Source organism: Gottfriedia sp. NPDC057991, from assembly GCF_042886615.1.
Taxonomy (GTDB): Bacteria; Bacillota; Bacilli; order Bacillales; family Bacillaceae_G; genus Gottfriedia.
In genome coordinates, this window is the sequence record NZ_JBHVQN010000001.1 from 599213 (window position 1) to 618347 (window position 19135).

General features: G+C 32.0%; 22 protein-coding genes. 14 read left to right on the plus strand and 8 right to left on the minus strand.

Features of this window, described 5'->3' with window-relative positions:
• Positions 1-22: 22 nt before the first annotated feature.
• The 4 genes from rpoD (at position 23) to ACFVR2_RS02910 (ending at position 4269) form a co-directional block, all read left to right on the plus strand.
• On the plus strand, positions 23-1141 hold the full coding sequence (gene rpoD / locus ACFVR2_RS02895) for an RNA polymerase sigma factor RpoD (RefSeq protein WP_387358749.1): 1119 nt from the start codon (positions 23-25) through the stop codon (positions 1139-1141).
• An 842-nt stretch (positions 1142-1983) separates the two neighbouring features.
• Positions 1984-2340 carry a cytochrome c550 gene (gene cccA / locus ACFVR2_RS02900; protein ID WP_025671599.1) on the plus strand — a complete coding sequence of 119 codons (357 nt, stop codon included), beginning with the start codon at positions 1984-1986 and terminating at the stop codon, positions 2338-2340.
• Between the two features lie 106 nt (positions 2341-2446).
• The gene (locus ACFVR2_RS02905) at positions 2447-3154 is read left to right on the plus strand and encodes a tRNA (adenine(22)-N(1))-methyltransferase (protein ID WP_387358751.1); all 708 of its coding nucleotides are present in this window, start codon (positions 2447-2449) and stop codon (positions 3152-3154) included.
• Positions 3151-4269, plus strand: a complete 1119-nt coding sequence (locus tag ACFVR2_RS02910; RefSeq protein ID WP_387358754.1) for a Nif3-like dinuclear metal center hexameric protein — start codon at positions 3151-3153, stop codon at positions 4267-4269. The genes ACFVR2_RS02905 and ACFVR2_RS02910 overlap by 4 nt, the downstream gene beginning before the upstream one ends.
• Before the next feature lie 58 nt (positions 4270-4327).
• On the opposite strand, the gene ACFVR2_RS02915 is transcribed toward ACFVR2_RS02910, so the two are convergent.
• Together ACFVR2_RS02915 and vrrA are read right to left on the minus strand one after the other, a co-directional pair.
• Positions 4328-5272: a 4-hydroxy-3-methylbut-2-enyl diphosphate reductase gene (locus ACFVR2_RS02915; RefSeq protein WP_387358756.1), complete on the minus strand. Its 945-nt coding sequence runs from the start codon at positions 5270-5272 to the stop codon at positions 4328-4330.
• An 81-nt stretch (positions 5273-5353) separates the two neighbouring features.
• On the minus strand, positions 5354-6142 hold the full coding sequence (gene vrrA, locus ACFVR2_RS02920; protein WP_387358758.1) for a VrrA/YqfQ family protein: 789 nt from the start codon (positions 6140-6142) through the stop codon (positions 5354-5356).
• A gap of 225 nt (positions 6143-6367) precedes the next feature.
• Between vrrA and ACFVR2_RS02925 the strand changes: the two genes are divergently transcribed.
• The 3 genes from ACFVR2_RS02925 to ACFVR2_RS02935 all read left to right on the plus strand — a co-directional run bounded on the left by ACFVR2_RS02925 (position 6368) and on the right by ACFVR2_RS02935 (position 9231).
• Positions 6368-7675, plus strand: a complete 1308-nt coding sequence (locus ACFVR2_RS02925) for a DEAD/DEAH box helicase (protein ID WP_387358760.1) — start codon at positions 6368-6370, stop codon at positions 7673-7675.
• Positions 7676-7926: 251 nt separating this feature from the next.
• Positions 7927-8820, plus strand: coding sequence for a deoxyribonuclease IV (locus ACFVR2_RS02930; protein WP_387358762.1), 894 nt, complete (start codon positions 7927-7929; stop codon positions 8818-8820).
• Positions 8821-9054: 234 nt separating this feature from the next.
• Complete coding sequence (locus ACFVR2_RS02935; RefSeq protein WP_387358764.1) at positions 9055-9231, plus strand: hypothetical protein; 177 nt, start codon at positions 9055-9057, stop codon at positions 9229-9231.
• A 70-nt stretch (positions 9232-9301) separates the two neighbouring features.
• Here the strand turns inward: ACFVR2_RS02935 and ACFVR2_RS02940 are convergent, their stop codons facing one another.
• The 3 genes from ACFVR2_RS02940 to ACFVR2_RS02950 form a co-directional block, all read right to left on the minus strand.
• On the minus strand, positions 9302-9601 hold the full coding sequence (locus ACFVR2_RS02940; protein WP_129688419.1) for a hypothetical protein: 300 nt from the start codon (positions 9599-9601) through the stop codon (positions 9302-9304).
• Between the two features lie 118 nt (positions 9602-9719).
• Positions 9720-9971, minus strand: a complete 252-nt coding sequence (locus tag ACFVR2_RS02945) for a DUF2624 family protein (RefSeq protein WP_387358766.1) — start codon at positions 9969-9971, stop codon at positions 9720-9722.
• A gap of 420 nt (positions 9972-10391) precedes the next feature.
• On the minus strand, positions 10392-11261 hold the full coding sequence (locus tag ACFVR2_RS02950) for a YitT family protein (protein ID WP_069034159.1): 870 nt from the start codon (positions 11259-11261) through the stop codon (positions 10392-10394).
• A 267-nt stretch (positions 11262-11528) separates the two neighbouring features.
• On the opposite strand from ACFVR2_RS02950, the gene ACFVR2_RS02955 reads away from it, so the two are divergent.
• The 5 genes from ACFVR2_RS02955 to ACFVR2_RS02975 all read left to right on the plus strand — a co-directional run bounded on the left by ACFVR2_RS02955 (position 11529) and on the right by ACFVR2_RS02975 (position 14827).
• Entirely contained in the window at positions 11529-12305 is a 777-nt protein-coding gene (locus ACFVR2_RS02955) for a metal ABC transporter ATP-binding protein (protein WP_387358768.1), read from the plus strand.
• Positions 12302-13138: a metal ABC transporter permease gene (locus ACFVR2_RS02960; RefSeq protein WP_387358770.1), complete on the plus strand. Its 837-nt coding sequence runs from the start codon at positions 12302-12304 to the stop codon at positions 13136-13138. Before ACFVR2_RS02955 ends, ACFVR2_RS02960 begins: the two co-directional genes overlap by 4 nt.
• Before the next feature lie 7 nt (positions 13139-13145).
• Positions 13146-13556 (plus strand): Fur family transcriptional regulator, encoded by a 411-nt coding sequence (locus ACFVR2_RS02965; protein ID WP_387358772.1) that lies wholly within the window; start codon positions 13146-13148, stop codon positions 13554-13556.
• 163 nt (positions 13557-13719) lie between these two features.
• Entirely contained in the window at positions 13720-13884 is a 165-nt protein-coding gene (locus ACFVR2_RS02970) for a DUF4083 family protein (RefSeq protein ID WP_387358774.1), read from the plus strand.
• Between the two features lie 160 nt (positions 13885-14044).
• Complete coding sequence (locus ACFVR2_RS02975) at positions 14045-14827, plus strand: SDR family NAD(P)-dependent oxidoreductase (protein ID WP_387358776.1); 783 nt, start codon at positions 14045-14047, stop codon at positions 14825-14827.
• 139 nt (positions 14828-14966) lie between these two features.
• Here the strand turns inward: ACFVR2_RS02975 and ACFVR2_RS02980 are convergent, their stop codons facing one another.
• On the minus strand, positions 14967-15398 hold the full coding sequence (locus ACFVR2_RS02980; protein ID WP_387358778.1) for a VOC family protein: 432 nt from the start codon (positions 15396-15398) through the stop codon (positions 14967-14969).
• 301 nt (positions 15399-15699) lie between these two features.
• Between ACFVR2_RS02980 and ACFVR2_RS02985 the strand changes: the two genes are divergently transcribed.
• Together ACFVR2_RS02985 and ACFVR2_RS02990 are read left to right on the plus strand one after the other, a co-directional pair.
• Positions 15700-16155 carry a hypothetical protein gene (locus ACFVR2_RS02985; RefSeq protein ID WP_387358780.1) on the plus strand — a complete coding sequence of 152 codons (456 nt, stop codon included), beginning with the start codon at positions 15700-15702 and terminating at the stop codon, positions 16153-16155.
• A gap of 271 nt (positions 16156-16426) precedes the next feature.
• Entirely contained in the window at positions 16427-18037 is a 1611-nt protein-coding gene (locus ACFVR2_RS02990; RefSeq protein WP_387358782.1) for a M20/M25/M40 family metallo-hydrolase, read from the plus strand.
• A gap of 48 nt (positions 18038-18085) precedes the next feature.
• Here the strand turns inward: ACFVR2_RS02990 and ACFVR2_RS02995 are convergent, their stop codons facing one another.
• Both ACFVR2_RS02995 and ACFVR2_RS03000 read right to left on the minus strand, forming a co-directional pair.
• Entirely contained in the window at positions 18086-18220 is a 135-nt protein-coding gene (locus ACFVR2_RS02995) for a hypothetical protein (RefSeq protein WP_387358784.1), read from the minus strand.
• Positions 18221-18333: 113 nt separating this feature from the next.
• Positions 18334-19098, minus strand: coding sequence for an arylamine N-acetyltransferase family protein (locus tag ACFVR2_RS03000; RefSeq protein ID WP_387358786.1), 765 nt, complete (start codon positions 19096-19098; stop codon positions 18334-18336).
• Positions 19099-19135: the final 37 nt, after the last annotated feature.

Sequence of the window (19135 nt, forward strand, 5' to 3'; positions counted from 1 at the left end):
ACTTTTCGAAGGAGGGGAACAGATGGCTGATAAATCGGCTCGTTCTAAAGATACGGAAACAGAAGTAACACTTGATCAAGTAAAAGCATTATTAATTGAAAATGGTAAAAAACGTGGTGTAATTACATATGAAGAAATTGCAGATCGTTTAAACGGATTTGAAATTGATTCAGATCAACTTGAAGAATTTTATGAGCAACTAGGTGAACAAGGGATTGATATTGTTGGTGACGCTGATGATGAACCTAGAGGAACTCAATTAGAGAAGGAAGAAGAATTTGACTTAAATGATTTAAGTGTTCCTCCTGGAGTAAAAATTAATGACCCAGTACGTATGTATCTAAAAGAAATTGGCCGAGTTGATTTACTTTCTGGACAAGATGAAATCAATTTAGCGAAACGTATTGAAGAAGGCGATGAGGAAGCGAAACGACGCCTAGCAGAAGCGAACTTACGATTAGTAGTAAGTATTGCAAAACGTTATGTAGGACGCGGTATGCTGTTCCTAGACCTAATTCAAGAAGGTAATATGGGTTTAATCAAAGCCGTTGAAAAGTTTGATTATCGTAAAGGTTATAAATTTAGTACATATGCGACTTGGTGGATTCGTCAAGCGATTACTCGTGCAATTGCTGACCAAGCAAGAACAATCCGTATTCCAGTTCATATGGTGGAAACAATTAACAAATTAATTCGTGTTCAACGTCAATTACTTCAAGATCTAGGTCGCGAGCCAGCTCCTGAAGAAATTGGTGAAGAAATGGATTTACCACCAGAAAAAGTTAGAGAAATCCTTAAAATTGCTCAAGAGCCAGTATCATTAGAAACACCAATTGGTGAAGAAGATGATTCACATTTAGGTGATTTCATTGAAGATTCTGAAGCAACTTCTCCAGCTGAGCATGCAGCTTATGAAATGCTTAAAGAGCAATTAGAAGATGTTCTTGATACATTAACAGACCGTGAAGAAAATGTTTTACGTTTACGATTTGGTTTAGATGATGGACGTACTCGTACTTTAGAAGAAGTTGGTAAAGTATTTGGAGTTACACGTGAGCGTATTCGTCAAATTGAAGCAAAAGCTCTACGTAAATTACGTCATCCAAGCCGTAGCAAACGACTAAAAGACTTCTTAGAATAGAATATTTAAAAAGAGTTTATCCTTTATTGGGTAAACTTTTTTATTTTCAATCTATAATACAAAAAATGAAAACGTTTTAATTAGTAAATATGTCACGATAAAAAATTTGTCAAAATATATCGAATGTCCGTACTAAAACTATAATTGTAGTGCTATGCTACATACTAGTAATACTGAACTGGATGACCAATGATCGAGATGGAAATCCGATTCTCTTAGAACAATTTTAAAAATGATCTTTTAACTATTTATTCTAAAGATGAATCAAAGGATAATATAAGCAAAAATGGTTATTATAAATTATGGAGACGCTAGTAGTAATTCCATCATTTTAAACAATTGGATACCTATTTACTTTATTTTACAGAATTGTCTTTAAATTTGCAAATACTCATTTTCCCTACTTTTTTAATAATTTTTATAATTAGTTCAATACTACTAAATATAAAATAAATGGTTTGAAGACATATTACCTATATTGTAATAGCAATTATTTATTAGAATTTCATAATAGAATGGGCTAAATCTTTTGCTTAAGCTTTTTGGTGAGAAAGATTAAATTCAAATTAAAAGTTTAATGGGTGACGATGGTTTTAAATGGTTTCTTAAAAAAACTTACTTATTTCATTTATCAAGAGGTGAGTTTATACAAATATAATTTGCAAATATGCTAGATCGAGTTTAATTCTTTATAGTAGGAAGGTTTATATAATTTTGAAATCGTTTAACAATTTTTAAATTTATCCAATATAATACTTTTTTTATTGTTTTTAATCGTATACAATAATAATGTTATAGTAATTAATTTTATTTTTTTAAGGGGTTACATAAGGGGGATCATAATGAAACGAAATCCATTAATTCCTTTTGCTCTAATTGCAGCACTAGGAATCGCAGTCATGCTAATTATTTCATTAAAAGGAGCAAAACAGGCTGATGAAATTGCTAACGGTGACAAAAAACCGGCGCAAACTGCATCAACTAAGCCAGATGAAATATATGCTCAAACATGTGTTAGCTGTCATGGTGATCAATTACAAGGGGTTGTAGGACCAAACTTAACTAAAGTAGGTTCAAGATACTCAGAAGATCAAATCAAAAACATTCTTAAAAACGGTAAAGAAGGCGGAATGCCAGCTGGTTTACTACAAGGACCACAATTGGATGCTGTTGCTAAATGGTTATCTGAGAAAAAATAAGCAAGCATATAAAATGACCTCTTCTTAACGAAGAGGTCATTTTGGTTTCTTGACTACTATAGTGTAAAATGAAGTTATGAAAATAAAATGAAATGGTGATTTTGTTATGAATGAAGTTAATTTATCAAAGCGTTTAAAAAGAGTATTTGATTACATACCAGAGGGCACAAAAATGGCTGATATTGGATCAGATCATGCTTATTTACCTTGTTATGCAGTTTTAAATAAAAGATGTACCTCAGCAATTGTAGGGGAAATTACTGAAGGCCCATATAATTCAGCACGTTCTACGATTCGTCAAAGTGGGCTAGAAGGAATTGTTGAAGCGAGAATGGGAGACGGGCTGGAGGTTTTGGTACCAAACGAAGTAGATGTCATAACAATAGCTGGAATGGGTGGTTCTTTAATTTCTAGCATATTAGAAAATGGTAAAGAAAAACTTCAAGGTGTTGAAACATTGGTTTTACAACCAAATATTGGTGCAAATCAAATTAGAAATTGGCTTGATAAAGAAGGATATTCTCTTGTGGAAGAAGATATATTAGAAGAGGATGGAAAAATCTATGAAATTCTAGTAGCTTCTAAATCAAATCTAAATAGTGCATACGGTGAAAAGAAAGATATGGAGTTATTTATAGGCCCTTACTTATTAAAAAACAAAAATGGTGCATTTAAGAAGAAATGGGAACATGAAAAAAATAATTTTGAAAGAATCTTAACTCAACTTGAATCAGCAAAACAAACAGTGGAATCAGTTCAGAAAATTAAAGAAGTCGAACAGAAACTTGAGTGGATAAAAGAGGTGCTTTCATGAAATCGATAAATGCTTTTCAGGTAGTACAGCAATTTGAAGAACTATTCCCTAAGCATTTAGCTGAGGAAGGTGATCCAAATGGTCTTCAAATTGGTACATTATCAAAACCAGTGACAAAGGTATTAATTGCATTAGATGTCACAAAAGAGGTGGTAGAAGAGGCAATTTCAATAGGAGCGAACCTAATTATTGCTCACCATCCTATTATTTATCGTCCTTTAAAAAAGATTGAGACAGACAGTGAACCGGGTAAAATTGTGGAACTTTGTATAAAACACGATATAGCCGTTTTTGCAGCACATACAAATGTTGATATTGCAGAAATCGGTGTGAGTGATTTTTTAGCTGAAGCGTTACAATTAGAAAATACGAAAGTTCTCGCTCCTACATATGTAGAAAAATTAATTAAGTTAGTTGTATTTGTACCGAAAACACATGCAGAAATTGTATTAAATGCAATTTGTGATGCTGGAGCAGGTCATATTGGTCAATACAGCCATTGTACCTTTAGTTCGAATGGAACAGGGACATTTATACCTTTAAAGGGGACAACACCATTTATTGGACAACAGGGTCAATTAGAAGAAGTTGATGAAGTAAAGCTCGAAACAGTTGTTCCACAATTAAAGTTAAAACAAGTGCTTAAAGTGATGCAAAAAACTCATCCGTATGAAGAAGTAGCATATGATACATATACACTAGAAAATGAAGGCAAAACATTCGGGATTGGAAGAATCGGGAGCCTTAAAGAAGAAATTTCATTAGAAGAATTTGCGCATTATGTGAAAGAAAAATTAGATTTACAAGGTGTAAGAGTGGTAGGGAACTTAAGCGATCGAGTAAAAAAGGTTGCAATTGTAGGTGGAGACGGAAATAAGTTTGCCTATCATGCAAAAAGAAATGGTGCAGATGTTTATTTAAGTGGTGATATCTATTACCACGTGGCACAGGATTGGAAAATGCTTAATTTAAATATAGTTGATGCAGGTCACAATATTGAAAAAGTAATGAAATTAGGTGTTAAACGTCTTTTAGATAATAAATTAAAAGAAAAAAATATGGCTTGTGAAATTGTCGCTTCAACGATCCACACTGATCCATTTACATTTATTTAAACGTTTTTTATGAATTAAAAAAGGACTTCCGGGTTAAAAATCCAGAAGTCCTTTTTGTTTAGTCTTTTATTCTAACTTTAGGTAGTATTTTATTTAATTCTACTCCTGATTTTGTATCCCAAGTGCTTTCATCGTTTGGATCATACTTCTCCAAAAATGCAATAACCTCACGTGTTATCGGTGTTGGAGTTGAAGCTCCAGACGTAACTGCTACAGTCTCAACGCCCTTTAGCCATTTTAATTGAAGTTCAGTAATATCTGAAATACGAAATGCCTTTGTTCCTGCAATTTCATGCGAAACTTGTGCAAGTCTATTTGAGTTATTACTCATCGGGTCACCTACAACAATTGTTAGATCTGCTTGGCCTGCTTGATCAGCAATTGCTTCTTGACGAACTTGAGTTGCCATACAGATTTCTTTATGAACATGAGCAGACGGATATTTTTTAATTGCGAATTGAATTAATTCTACTACGTCCCATTGGCTCATAGTTGTTTGATTTGTAATGATAATTTTATCAGTAGGAATTTCTAAAGCATCAATATCAGATTTATTTTGAATTAGGTGAACAATCGAAGGGGCGATTCCAACTGCGCCCTCTGGTTCCGGATGTCCTTTTTTACCAATATAAATAAAGTGATAGCCTTCAGCCATTCGTTCTTTGATTAAATCATGTGTTTTCGTTACATCTGGACAAGTCGCATCAATCGTCGTAAGCCCTTTTTTAATTGCTTTTGATTTTACTTCTGGAGAAACTCCGTGAGCCGTAAAAATAACAGTACCTTTTTCAATCTTATCTAGAATATCTAATCTGCTTGGACCATCTAAAGTAATGATACCTTCTTCTTCAAATGCGTCTGTAACATGTTTATTATGAACAATCATACCAAGTATGTAAATTGGTCTTGGTAATGATAGATCTTTAGCTGCATTTCTAGCAATGACCATTGCATCTACAACTCCGTAGCAATAGCCTCGTGGGGTAACTTTAATAACTTTCATGGAGTAGCCCCTCCTTTATAATATTGTTGTCATTTTTTATTATAAAGGAGGGAGATGCTACTATACAAAGAAAAAGAAAATTTACATAAACAATTTTGGTTTTGGATTTACATTTGATGAAATTTCTTCAATATTACGAGATGGTTCTACTACTTCTGACTTAATTGGAGCTTTTTTTCTTTTTTTTGGTTTTGTTTCCTCTGTTTGCGCAACATCAATTATTCCATTTGCATCATTTTTTTTACTTTTTTTTGGGTCGATCGGATCGTCGGTATTTACTGCTTTAAATATTTTATAGATTGAAGGGAAATTTTTAATAGCAGGAGCGTATTGTTGAATCATTGGCGTGACTTGTTGTGCTGCTTGAACAGCTTTTTGCATACCACCGATGACACCTGTAATAGAAGTGTCTCCTCCCATTAAACGCGAGAAAAACCCTGGACTGCCATCATCTTCTTTTTCGGGTGGTTGCCCAGTCATTGGGTATTGATTTTGTGATCCCTGTTGCTGATAATTACTACCGCCCTGTGCCTGCATTACTGGCTGATTTTGAAAAGGAACAGGTTGTAAAATTTTATTTTGGCTTATATATTGTTGATGTGCGTTTAATTGTGGCTGATATGAAATTGGTTGCTGATAATGACCTTGTTGCCCAACAATTTGTTGGACAGGTGGATAAAACTGTTGTTGAAATTGCTGATAAGGTTGCTGTGGTGATTGAGGATATGGATATCGTTGATCAAAATTTGGTCTTGCACTGTATGGATTTTGTAAATTTTGATAAGGCTGTTGATAACTAGTATAATTATTTGGACCGTTCATAGGAAAAGGCTGTTTATTTTTTTTCTTAAATTTATCAAGTAATCCCAATCTAATACCTCCTTTCAAAAATGCTCTTTATTACTTAGGCTATGCACATAATTTGAAATGGTTAGTATAGGACAGAATAAAAATTAAAATGCTAATAAAGAAGAAAGAAAAATTAGAATTAGCTTTATTGGGCAAATCTATTGTATAATAGATAATTGTAGCTATTTTGTAAGAGGAGATAGATTCCTCATTACATAGAAAGTTTAAATTAAGAAGGTGAGTTATATGGCAATTTCATTTAAAAATTTTCAATTAAAACCATTTATTTTGGAAGCGATAGAGAAGAAACACTTTGCAGAACCAACAGAAATTCAACAAAAGATCATTCCTCAAGTTAAAACTGGACGTAGTGTAATCGGTCAATCGCAAACAGGGTCAGGAAAGACTCATGCATATCTAATTCCGACAATTAATACGTTAGATCCATCTTTAGATCAAGTGCAATTAGTAATAACTGCTCCAACTCGTGAATTAGCAACTCAAATTTATAATGATGTTCAAGCAATCATTGAATGTTGTCCAGAAGATGAGCAACTAACTGCAAAAAACTTCGTTGGTGGAACCGACTACAAACGTACTGTTGAAAAACTAAAAAAACAGCCACATATCGTAATCGGAACTACTGGACGTATTAAAGATTTAGTAAATGATAATGTATTATTAGTTCATACTACGAAGTATTTAGTAGTGGATGAAGCGGATTTAATGTTAGATATGGGATTCATCCATGATGTGGACCAAGTTGCATCAAAAATGCCAAAGAAATTACAAATGCTTGTTTTTTCAGCGACAATACCTGAGAAACTGAAACCGTTTTTGAAAAAGTATATGGAAAATCCTGAACATATTCATATTAATCCGCAACAACTTTCAGCTCAGAAAATTGAACATATCATTGTTCCAAGCCGCCATAAAGACAAAGTTAAAATGGCTAAAGATATTTTATTAAGTTTTCAGCCATATTTAGCAATTGTCTTTACAAATACGAAGAAAAAGGCTGAAGAAGTTGCGTCTCAATTATCATCATATGGCTTAAAAGTTGGTCAAATTCACGGAGATTTAAGTCCTCGTGAACGTAAAAAAATGATGAAGCAAATTCAAGATTTAGAGTACCAATATATTGTTGCTACTGACTTAGCTTCCCGAGGCATCGATATTGAAGGGGTAAGTCATGTAATAAATATTGAATTACCAGCAGATTTAGACTTTTATGTCCACCGTGTAGGTCGTACAGGGCGTGCAAACTTCTCTGGAACAGCCATTACAATTTATGATCAAGAAGATGAACAAGCATTAGACAAACTTCAAGATCGTGGAATTACATTTGAGCATCGTGAACTAAAAAAAGGTGAATGGGTTGATTTAGGACCACGCTCAAAACGTAAGCTACGTAAAAAAACTGATCGAAGTTTAGATGCAGCTGCTGGGAAAGCAATTAAAAAGCCATCTAAAGTTAAACCTGGCTATAAGCGTAAACTGAATGAACAAAGAGAATCATTTAAAAATAAAGTGAAAAGAAAAACGAGTAGATAGTTTGGAAAAAAGAAAGGAAGAATATTCCTTTCTTTTTCTTTTACACTTTAAGAAAGTATAAATTGGCAACGAGGAAGTTAATTCGACGTGGTAGCCAATTTTAGGAATAAAGTATAAGTGCAACTAAACCTCTGTCTTCGCCTAAGACTTGCCAATCGGCAAGTTTTCTTTATAAACAGGCGAACCATTTAACCATGATTGATTTTCATGTTAAAATGTAAGTATGATTAATTAAGGTAGGAGCTGAAAGAATGTTACGAATTGGATCTCATGTTTCAATGAGCGGTAAAAAGATGTTTTTAGCCGCAAGTGAAGAAGCTGCAAGCTATGGTGCTAATACATTTATGGTATATACAGGTGCGCCTCAAAATACACGACGTAAAGCAATTGAAGATTTAAATATTGAAGCGGGTATAAAACATATGGCTGAAAATGGAATTGCTGATATAGTAGTCCATGCACCATATATTATCAATATTGGAAATACGACTAATCCAGCTACCTATGAATTAGGTGTTGAATTTTTACAAAAAGAAATAGACCGTACAGCAGCATTAGGAGCAAAACAAATCGTATTACACCCTGGTGCTCACGTAGGCGCAGGTGAAGATGCTGGTATCGACAGAATTATTCAAGGTTTAAATGAGGTATTAACAGCTGAAACTCAAGTACAAATTGCGCTTGAAACCATGGCTGGAAAAGGATCAGAATGTGGTAAATCATTCGAAGAAATAGCGAGAATTATGGAAGGTGTACACTACAACGATAAATTATCAGTTTGTTTTGATACATGCCATATTAATGACGCTGGATATGATATCGTTAATGACTTTGATGGTGTCTTACAGCAATTCGATCACTTAATCGGGATTGAAAAAATAAAAGTACTTCACATTAACGATAGTAAGAATCCAATGGGAAGTCGAAAAGACCGACATGAGAACATTGGCTTTGGATCGATTGGATTTAAAGCATTAAACTATATTGTTCATCATCCACAACTAATGGACGTCCCTAAAATTTTAGAAACTCCATATGTTGGTGAAGATAAAAACAACAAGGTTCCACCGTATAAATTAGAAATAGAAATGTTACGCAATCAAGAATTCAATGAAAACTTAATTCAAGAATTATTGAAAGCTTAATTCAAAGAAACCAGTCCAATTTAAATAATGGGCTGGTTTTCTTTATTTTCTTATTCAATCGTTCGAACTCCATCTTCGCTCAATTTAACAGATTTAAATTCAAAATAATGAATAGCGTTTAAATCCTTATATAATTAAAAAAGAGGGTGTCCTTAAGCGATTAAGATCTAGTAGGTTCGAAATCGATTTAAGGCGCTATAAAGTTAAATAAAGCTACTAATAAGGAGTCCAGCAGTGCAAATAAATGATGAAATTGCAAAAAAACAGTGGACTGCAAATAAAATCCGAAAATCGCAATTAAATTTTGGTAAAACTGCAATTAAATTTAGAAAATCGCAAATAAATTTAGCAAAACTGCAAGTGATTTTATTAGCTACAAATAAAAAGCGCTGTAGAGATACTCCCCAGTAGCGCAAGTAATAAAAAAAGGGCACTCATATGTCGTTAATCCGACTTATGAGATAGCCCCATTCGTTCTTCCTTATAATTCTATTTCTACAACCTTCTTTAACTTACTATCTAAATATGAAGCAATTATCTTTCCATCTTTAATTCTTTTCACAGTGACAACATTACTAACTAATTCGTGATCATGTTCGTCTAAGTGCATTAATTTAATATAGACCACATGTGCCTTGTCACGTTCGATTAAACTACTAGCGATATTAAGAGCTAAGTTATGGCTTAAATCATCCATATGAAACATGTGTTTGAATTTCACTTCATCATCTGTTTCTTTGTCTAAATAAATTATTTCATAATGTAGCTCATGCAAATCCATATTAATCCCTCTCATTTCGTTTTGGAATAATTAGGTGATTCTTTGTATGAGCATTATATGATTTGTGAAATGAGTAGAGTTATAAATTAAAGCTTTTTAATGAACATTTTAACCAAGCTTAAGTTAGCTTTTGAAAAATAATATCAACTTGTTGTGCAGTAGCTTTAGAGGTAACATTTGCAATTTGGGAAAGAATTTGTTTTTTATGTTCAGCGTCATAAATATTATAATTTTTCCCGTTTAATATTGCAGCCACTTTATTAGCTTGATCTGGAGTAATATACACTTGATGTTGTTGACTTAATTTTAATAAATCCTTTGGTGTTATGCTATTAACCTTTTTATTTATGAGAGTTTGGATAATATTCATTCTGAACCTCCTCTTAGGTGAAATATTTCATCAATAAATTTTATGAAAGGTTATTATAAATAATGTGCATAGGACACTAATCTCAATTAATTTTTCAAAAATAATATGAAAAACAGTGGGAGGGAGCGTTAGAAAACTGTGACATTTTTATGATTTCACTTGGAGATTCAGAAGCAACTAACAGACGTTCGAAAAGACAAAAGCTACATAATAAGTGTGGAGCTCATTAAACAATGTTAAAAGAATCAAATTGTATTTTTACCTTCTAACTGATTTGCAGTAAATCCTAAAACTAAATAATTGAGGCGTTGAAGTATTTGATTGATGAATCGTAAAAGCGATTTAAATTAGCAACTCAATTAAACTATTAAAATAGAAAAGCTTGAATTCATGATAGAATTCAAGCTTAATTGTTTACTATTAATGGATTGCTTTCTTCTTAAACTTGCCACCCTTAACATCAGCTATATTTCCGATTGCTACAAAGGCATTTTCATCATAGTCTTCAACAATCGATTTTAATTTTGCTTCTTCAAGTCTTGAAATGACTGTAAAGATGATTTTTTTATCTTCACCCATAAAGCCACCTTCGCCATGAAAATATGTAACTCCTCTACCTAATCGGGCATTTAATGCATCACCGATTTCTTTATCATTATCACTAATGATCCAAACAGATTTAGTATCCTGAAATCCTTCAATTGTTAAATCAATTGTTTTAAATGCTACATAATAGGCAATTAATGAATACATAGCATTATCCCATCCAAATACAAATCCTGCACTTCCGAGAATAAATACATTAAATGCCATAACAACCTCACCAATTGAAAAAGGTGATGATTTTGTTAAAAGTATTCCTATAATTTCTGTCCCATCAAGTGAGCCACCATTACGAATTACTAAGCCTACTCCAATTCCTAAACCTAATCCACCAAATAATGCAGCTAGTAAAGGGTCATTAGTTAAATGAGGAATGTCCTTAAAAAGAGAGGTAAATACTGAAAGTACAGTGATACCAAATAAAGTTGAGATAGCGAATGTTTTACCGATTTGCTTATAACCTACTATTACAAAAGGTAAGTTTAACAAGAATAGAAAAATACCGAGATTAATCGAAGTAATATGGGAGAGGATCAAAGAGATACCTACGATTCCACCATCAATGATATCAGTTGGAATAAAGAATGCTTTTAAGCAAGCTGCCATCAGAGCAGCCCCTAATGTAATAAAAAACCCCCGTCTAATAATCTTAAAGTTTGAAAGCTTACGATGTGTAATTGCGTTCAAAAAACCACCTCTTTATCTATATTTATATGTTAATTGTAGCACATTGTATTTTTCGTCACAAAGTGATAAGTCTTATTTATTAAAAATACATTAAAGATTTTCTAAAGAAAATTAAGGGATTTAAAGTTTTGATAAAGATGAATTTAAATTAAAAACGAATAAAAATTTTGCCGAGTTTTCTTTGTTTACAAATAAGAACTATTCTCTTATACTAAGAACTTGAAGTAAAACGTAATTATTCCTAAATAGATGAAGGTGTTTTAATAAATGAGTCAAAATATCATAAATATTGAAGATTTATCTTATAGCTATGAACGTCAAAAGGTGTTAACAGATATTAATCTTCAAGTAAAAAAAGGGGACTTTTTAGGGTTAGTTGGTCCAAACGGTAGTGGTAAATCAACTTTACTAAAATGTATACTAGGTATCCAACAACCAGATGAAGGAAAAATAGAGTTATTCGGAACAGATATTCGAAAAATGAAAAGTTGGGATAAAATTGGTTATGTATCTCAAAAAGCAAATAGTTTTAACTCTGGTTTTCCAGCATCAGTTTTCGAAGTAGTATCATTAGGTCTTGTTTCAAAAATAGGGTTATTTCATGGTTTTAAAAATTCGGATAAACAAAAAATTAATGAAGCCTTAAAATCAGTTGGAATGTATGAATTTGCAAATCGTAATATTGGTGAACTATCAGGTGGCCAACAACAGCGTGTCTTTATAGCGCGTGCACTTGTAAGTAATCCTGAACTATTAATACTCGATGAACCAACAGTTGGGGTAGATGCTGAAAATGTAGAAAGCTTTTATCAATTACTTAGTGATTTAAATAATAACCTTGGAATTACGTTATTATTAGTTTCACATGACATGGGCATTATTACTGATAAAGTATCACATGTTGCATGTTTAAATAAAAGACTACACTTCCATGGTAGTAGAGATAAGTTTAAAGATGCTACTGAGAAGGATTTGTCTCTTCTATATGGCCATTCTGTGCATGTACTATCTCACAATCACGAGAATGGGGGAGATCGAATATGATTGATTTTTTTCATTATGACTTTCTTAGAAATACATTAATCACTGGTATGATAATAGGGGTTATGGCTCCATTATTAGGTGTATTCGTTGTATTTAGAAGATTATCACTAATTTCTGATGCATTAAGTCATGTCACATTATCAGGTGTTGCAGCAAGTCTTTTACTTGAAAAGTATTTCTTTACTTCTGGTTTTATTAGCCCTTTATTTATGGGGATGACATTTTCAGTTGCAGGTGCATTTTTAATTGAAAAATTAAGAAGTGTATATAAACATTATCAAGAATTAGCAATTCCAATCATTCTTTCGGGTGGTATGGGGTTAGGTGTCATATTAATTTCATTAGCTAATGGATTTAATACTGATCTATTTAGTTATTTATTCGGTAGTGTAAGTGCCGTTTCACAAGAAGATTTAATAACTGTCATAATTATAGCTGTATTAGTAGTAATATCTATCATAGTACTTTACAAAGAATTGTTCCTATTATCTTTTGATGAAGAATATGCAGTAGCTTCAGGAATTAATGCAAAATGGATACATTATTTGTTTATTTTATTAGTAGCTTTAGTAGTATCCATTTCTATGAGAGTTGTAGGCGTATTATTAGTCTCTTCTCTAATGACTTTACCGGTAGCAGCAAGCATACGAATTTCGAAAGGTTTTAAGCAAACAATTATCTTTTCAATTATTTTCGGAGAGTTTTCAGTAGTTGCAGGTATTTTGCTTTCTTATAATTTAAATCTAGCGCCTGGTGGTACGATTGTGATCCTGCAAATCCTTATTCTTATTTTTACTTTAGGTTTGAAGAAGTTAAGAACAAGTCAAAGGTAGTGATTAAATGAAATTAGCAGATGCATCAAAATTATTAAAAGAAAGAGGCTTCAAAAATACGCCTAAACGATATGATATGCTTGAATATATTTTTAGGCAAAATAAATATGTAACTGCAAGAGATATTCAACAAGCATTAATAGATAAATACAAAGGACTTAGCTTTGATACAATTTATCGCAATTTATCCACATTTATTGAAGTGGATGTAGTGGAAGTTACGGAACTAGATGGTGAAAAACGTTTTCGTTCGAAGTGCTCTTCATCAGAGCATCATCATCATTTTATTTGTTTAGATTGTGGAAATACAAAAAGTATTTATAGATGCCCTATGGACAATTTATCTGTAGATTTACCTGGTTATACAGTACAAAGTCATAAATTTGAAATATACGGCCTTTGTCCAGAATGTAGTTGAATTCCAACCACTTTTAGAGAGTACAAATAGTACTCTCTATTTTATTTTAGGGATAGTAATCTAATTTTTTAGAATGTATTACATAATTTTCCAATTTCGTATATACTTTAATTAGAAGTAAAGAATTATTTAATGCACATTGATAAAACAAAGGAGTAAAAATATGGCTATAGGAGATTTAATCTTTCAGTTGATTGTATTTTTAATACCAGTTGCTATTATTATTTTTGGTGTATTTATTTTTCGATCTATTAGGAAATATAGGCTTCAAATGCAGAGACTTGAGGCAAAGCTTGATAAAATAAACGAAAACATAAAAAAAGATTAGTAGACTTATATTCCAAGTTTCTAAAGACAATATATGATTGTCTTTTTTTCATTTATAAGGTATAGTAAATTCCATCATATACGTTTAAATGTTTAAACGTATAACCTTAATTGGAATTAAACGATAAATAATATAAGTGTGAAGAGTAGGGAGAAAAAAGATGAAATCAAATGAGACAGTATTAATTACAGGAGCGTCTGGAGGAATTGGTAAAGAATTAGCTATTTTATTTGCAATAGATGGATTCGATTTAGTTTTAGTAGCTAGATCAATTGATAATTTAGTAAAAGTAAAAAGTGAAATTGAATCAATGTCGAATGGAAAGATTCATCTATATTCAAAGGATTTATCAAAGGAAGAGGAAATAGTTTCTTTACAAAAGGAATTAAATGCTGAAAATATTCAAGTTGATTATTTAGTGAATAATGCTGGGTTTGGATTATTTGGGGAGTTTGCAACTACAAATTTAGACGAAGAGTTAAACATGATTGATTTAAATATACGTACAGTTACACATCTTACAAAACTGTTTTTAAAAGGGATGATTGAACGAAATAAAGGTGGGGTGATGAATATTGCTTCTACAGCAGCTTTTCAACCTGGACCTTTAATGGCAGTTTACTATGCTACAAAGTCATATGTTCTTTCTTTTACGGAAGCACTTTCGAATGAAATGAAAGGAACAAATGTTAAAGTAACAGCTGTTTGTCCTGGTGCAACAGAAACAGATTTTGGAAAACGTGCCAATATGCATGAATCAAATTTATTCCAAAGTGGTGTAGGGAATGTAAAAGATGTTGCTAAGGTAGCATATAGGGGATTTAAAGATGGAAAGACAATTGTGATTCCTGGAATGACGAATAAAATACTCGCAAATTCTGTTCGATTCATGCCAAGAAAATTAGTTACGAACGTTGTAAGGTATATCCAAAGAAGAATATAATTTATTAAACGACTCAGTCATATTTGACCGAGTCGTTTTTTTTGCAGCTAAATTATGTATGAATTTCTAACTAAGAATTTTTTGGAACCTGGAAGTTTAGAACTTGTAAAATTAAACAAGCAGTGTATTCACTAATAGATTATTGCTGCCCGGCAGGGTGTGTAAATACTTGGAATAATACGCCAAATTTGTCGACTACTTTACCATAACATGGGCTAAATCCAGTATCTTGTAATGGTAATTCTACTTCCCCACCATCTGAAAGGCCTTCAAAAAATCGTTTTGAAATTTCAATTTCATTTGTAGAAATACAAATTGTTACTTGGTTTCCACTTTGGAACGGATAACCAGGATAAGTATCTGAAAGCATTAGTGCTGATTCTCCGATTTGGATCGTTGCGTGCATGATTAAATTCTTAGCATCAGATGGTATTTTTCCTTCTGTGTCGTCTCCAACTTCTCCATAAGTTTGACTAAATAATACCTTAGCATCAAGAGCTTTTTCATAAAAATTAATTGCTTCTTGAGCATTTCCATCCATGATTAAATAAGGGATTAATTCTAATGACATGTCCACGTCACTCCTTGTTTAAAAATTAATTTGTTAAATTGAAAAAAATATGACTTAAATAGTTTAAAACGCTTGTCTAACCATTACCATATTCTATTCAATCCATATCTAAATTATAAAATAAAGAACGTACGTTTGCAATAAAGACTATTTTAAATTTTTTTCGACATAAAACGGGAACTTTTGTTCTTTTTTTATATGTTTATTTCTCCGTTAAATAAAGGGGAATTCGCCCTATTGTTGAATAATATGCATTAGGGCAAGATGTTTAATAAACTTATAGCCTAGGAGGCTGAGTGGTTTGCAGGAGCTCAAAAAATATAGAAGAAATGTCTTCTTATTATTGTTTGTTATATTTATTTCATTTATAGGACATTTTGCTAAGCCATTGCCAATTGTTAGTAGAAGAATCTTAGAAGGTATTTTTTGGCTTTCTCTAATTAGTTGTTTTGGAATTATTACAAATGGAGTAATAAAGTTTAGCCAAAAAATCGGTAAGTTAGCATACTTTTTTGTTTTAGGTAGTTTAATTAGTGCAATTTTTGCATTTACAATCGAAACTTTAAATACAATAAAAGTTATCTCATTTTATATTTATTATATTTGTCTTTTTGCAAGCTTGATTACTGGTGTAATAGCAATTATAAAAGAAGAAAAAGGGTTAGCAAAATTATCTGGATTTATATTGATGTTCTTATTTGGACTAATCTTTGTGTGTACTTTTATTGTGTGGAATATAAATGGTGCTCAATATTAAGCGTCAGACTGCCTGCTAAGCGCTTGCAATCAATCTGACAATCAAGTTTTTAGGACTACATTAATTAAAGACTACTTTAAATATTAATTTAGGATACTATTAATTCAATTTTTTCCATCTAGAAATAGATGGTTTTTTATTTTTTACCGTTTCTACTATTTAAAAAAGGTATTCAGTTACATTTCTAGAATAGGGGAGTTATTGAACCAATTACCCATTTACAATTAGAGATCTTGAAAATTAAACTACAGAATGATTATGGGGGACAAATATGATTAAGATGTTATGGAATTCACCTGAAAACTTGAAAAAATTACTTACAGAACTAGTTAGCTGGAAAAGTATAACGCTAACAGATGGAGAACGGGAATTTCCTATTAATTTATTTAAAAAGCTATCTGCTTTACAATATTTTAAAGACTTACCAGATCAACTGAAGTTACATGATTCAGATAAAGGTCGGAAATTTTTAACTGCATTGTACAAACGGCCAGATGTAAAAGATACGATTTGTCTTATAAGTCATTTTGATACGGTAAATACAGAAGAATATGGTGAGCTTGAACATTTGTCTACAAAAACAGAGGATTTAACAAATGCTTTTTATGAACGGTTAAATGAATTATCAAAAGAAGTTCAAAGTGATTTGAATTCTGGTGAATATTTATTTGGTCGTGGTTCGATGGATATGAAAATGGGACTTGCGATGCATATGAGTATTATTGAGAAAGCCAGTATTGAGGAATGGCCAATTAATCTTTTATTATTAACCGTTCCTGATGAAGAGGTAAATTCGGCTGGAATGCGTGATGCGGTCTCGACACTTGTAAATCTACAGGAAGAATATGATTTAAATTTTAAATTATTTTTAAATGGTGAGCCTGTATTTTCACAAGAACCGGGGGATCCAAAGTATTATATTTACTCTGGTACAATTGGGAAAATAATGCCAGCAGCATTATTTTATGGGAAAGAAACTCATGCTGGAGAACCATTAAGTGGCATAACATCTCCATATATTGCATCCTTTTTAACTAGAAAAATGGAGTGGAATGAGGAGTTTCAAGAGATTGATTTTGGTGAGAAGACTCCTTTACCTGTTACATTACAGCAGAAGGATTTGAGGATGGAGTATTCGACTCAAACGCCTTTTCGTTCATGTGCGCTATACAATGTGTTTTTAATGAAAAGAAATGCTACTGAAGTCTTTAATTTATTCGAAAAAATAGCACAAGAAGCTGCTGAAGAATGTAGTTTTGAATATGAAAAGATTTGTAAAAAACATAACGTAAATCCGGTTGGAAAAATAAAAGTTATCCAATATACAGACTTGCAGCAATATGCTATCAGGAAGCTCGGCGAGGATTATGTGTTGAATCTTAAAAAAGAAATTCATTCGCACGGTGAGTGGGATGATCGTGAGAAGTCCTTTAGAATTGCAGACAATTTAATGATTGAATGTCAGGAGCTTGCACCTGCTATCATCATTTTATTTGCACCACCATATTATCCAGCAATAAACTCTACTGGAGATGAGTTAGTGGAACAGTGTATTAAATTTTCTTCTGAGCTTGCTAGTAATCAGTTTAATTTACCCGTAAAACGTATTCACTATTTTAATGGAATAAGTGACTTAAGTTATGTTAATTACAGTGATTCGCTTGGCGGATGGACAGCATTCGAGTTGAACACACCGGTATGGGGAGACAGTTATACTTTACCTTTTAGTTTAATGGGAAAATTAAATGCCCCTGTGTTAAATATCGGACCGTTCGGAAAAGATGCTCATAAGTTAACTGAGAGATTACATATGAGAAATGCATTTGAAGAAGTGCCTTATCTAGTAGAAGAAGTGATTCATATGATTAGTAAAATGAAATGATAAAAATAAAACCTTCTAATTCCAAAAAATTAGAAGGTTTATTTTTCTTTAGTATTCTATTTCTTCAATATCCTTCGGCTGCGGAAGTGGCTGCTTATTTTTTTGGTTCTGATTTACATTATTTATTTCGTCTTCTCTTCTTTCACTTATAATGCTGTTTTGCTTTTCGCGATTATTTTTCAAATTATTTGCTCCTTTCTCTTCGAATACAGTTAATTTGTGCAAAATTAACTAATTTATTAAAGCTTGAGGTGCAATGGGGTGAGGGGCAAAAGTTTAAGGCATGGCCAAATCGTTTAGCCTTTTATTTCTGCTATTTGATTAAATAGATTATTAAAAATTGATTGCCACTCATCTTGATTTTTTATTTCAGTTATACAGATTCTATGATTTTTAGTTACTTTTAATTGGTGATCTGATAATGAAATTCTTCCTTCTTTCGTTAATAAGTTGACGATTTTATATTGGGTGAAAATTGTTTCATTACTAGTTTGGAAGTATTTAAATTGTTCTTCGAATTGTTTCAGCTGTTTCGGTATAATTGAAATGAATAATAAGTCCTTCCAATTTTCATTGAATTTTTGAAGAATGAAGTTCGAATTGTCTTGTTCAATCATTCGATAGGATCCATTTGGATCTGAGTATTCATAATGGTCTTGAAGCAAGAGAGGTTCTAAAAAACCTCCACCAATTCCTACGTCTGCGAGATAGTTTTGATCGTCAATTTTTACTAATATAGATAAATGTGAGAATTCAGGATTCCAACACTGTTTTTCTTCATTCCAAAATTTGGTTGAAATAAATGATACATTAAAACCTAATTCCTGTAAGACTGAAAAAAGTAATGAATTCGTTTCAAAACAAATCCCACCCCGTTTACCTGTAGCTATTTTTTTCATAATTTCAGAAGGATTCATTGAGAGCGGAATTAGAGAAATAATATCGATATTTTCAAATGGAATTGAAAGTAAATGATGCTTATGAATTTGTTTTAATGAGGAATATGAAATTGTTTGGGTTTGTTTTAAACGGATGTGTTTAAAATATGACTCGATTAGCATGAAATCCTCCATAAAATGTAATGTAATTAGTAAATAT

What these genes read in the sequence shown, in the direction of transcription:
- rpoD (WP_387358749.1), top strand. Translation starts at nt 23, where the DNA reads ATGGCTGATAAATCGGCTCGTTCTAAAGATACGGAAACAGAAGTAACA.
- cccA (WP_025671599.1), top strand. Translation starts at nt 1,984, where the DNA reads ATGAAACGAAATCCATTAATTCCTTTTGCTCTAATTGCAGCACTAGGA.
- ACFVR2_RS02905 (WP_387358751.1), top strand. Translation starts at nt 2,447, where the DNA reads ATGAATGAAGTTAATTTATCAAAGCGTTTAAAAAGAGTATTTGATTAC.
- ACFVR2_RS02910 (WP_387358754.1), top strand. Translation starts at nt 3,151, where the DNA reads ATGAAATCGATAAATGCTTTTCAGGTAGTACAGCAATTTGAAGAACTA.
- ACFVR2_RS02915 (WP_387358756.1), bottom strand. Translation starts at nt 5,272, where the DNA reads ATGAAAGTTATTAAAGTTACCCCACGAGGCTATTGCTACGGAGTTGTA.
- ACFVR2_RS02925 (WP_387358760.1), top strand. Translation starts at nt 6,368, where the DNA reads ATGGCAATTTCATTTAAAAATTTTCAATTAAAACCATTTATTTTGGAA.
- ACFVR2_RS02930 (WP_387358762.1), top strand. Translation starts at nt 7,927, where the DNA reads ATGTTACGAATTGGATCTCATGTTTCAATGAGCGGTAAAAAGATGTTT.
- ACFVR2_RS02940 (WP_129688419.1), bottom strand. Translation starts at nt 9,601, where the DNA reads ATGGATTTGCATGAGCTACATTATGAAATAATTTATTTAGACAAAGAA.
- ACFVR2_RS02945 (WP_387358766.1), bottom strand. Translation starts at nt 9,971, where the DNA reads ATGAATATTATCCAAACTCTCATAAATAAAAAGGTTAATAGCATAACA.
- ACFVR2_RS02955 (WP_387358768.1), top strand. Translation starts at nt 11,529, where the DNA reads ATGAGTCAAAATATCATAAATATTGAAGATTTATCTTATAGCTATGAA.
- ACFVR2_RS02960 (WP_387358770.1), top strand. Translation starts at nt 12,302, where the DNA reads ATGATTGATTTTTTTCATTATGACTTTCTTAGAAATACATTAATCACT.
- ACFVR2_RS02965 (WP_387358772.1), top strand. Translation starts at nt 13,146, where the DNA reads ATGAAATTAGCAGATGCATCAAAATTATTAAAAGAAAGAGGCTTCAAA.
- ACFVR2_RS02970 (WP_387358774.1), top strand. Translation starts at nt 13,720, where the DNA reads ATGGCTATAGGAGATTTAATCTTTCAGTTGATTGTATTTTTAATACCA.
- ACFVR2_RS02975 (WP_387358776.1), top strand. Translation starts at nt 14,045, where the DNA reads ATGAAATCAAATGAGACAGTATTAATTACAGGAGCGTCTGGAGGAATT.
- ACFVR2_RS02980 (WP_387358778.1), bottom strand. Translation starts at nt 15,398, where the DNA reads ATGTCATTAGAATTAATCCCTTATTTAATCATGGATGGAAATGCTCAA.
- ACFVR2_RS02990 (WP_387358782.1), top strand. Translation starts at nt 16,427, where the DNA reads ATGATTAAGATGTTATGGAATTCACCTGAAAACTTGAAAAAATTACTT.
- ACFVR2_RS03000 (WP_387358786.1), bottom strand. Translation starts at nt 19,098, where the DNA reads ATGCTAATCGAGTCATATTTTAAACACATCCGTTTAAAACAAACCCAA.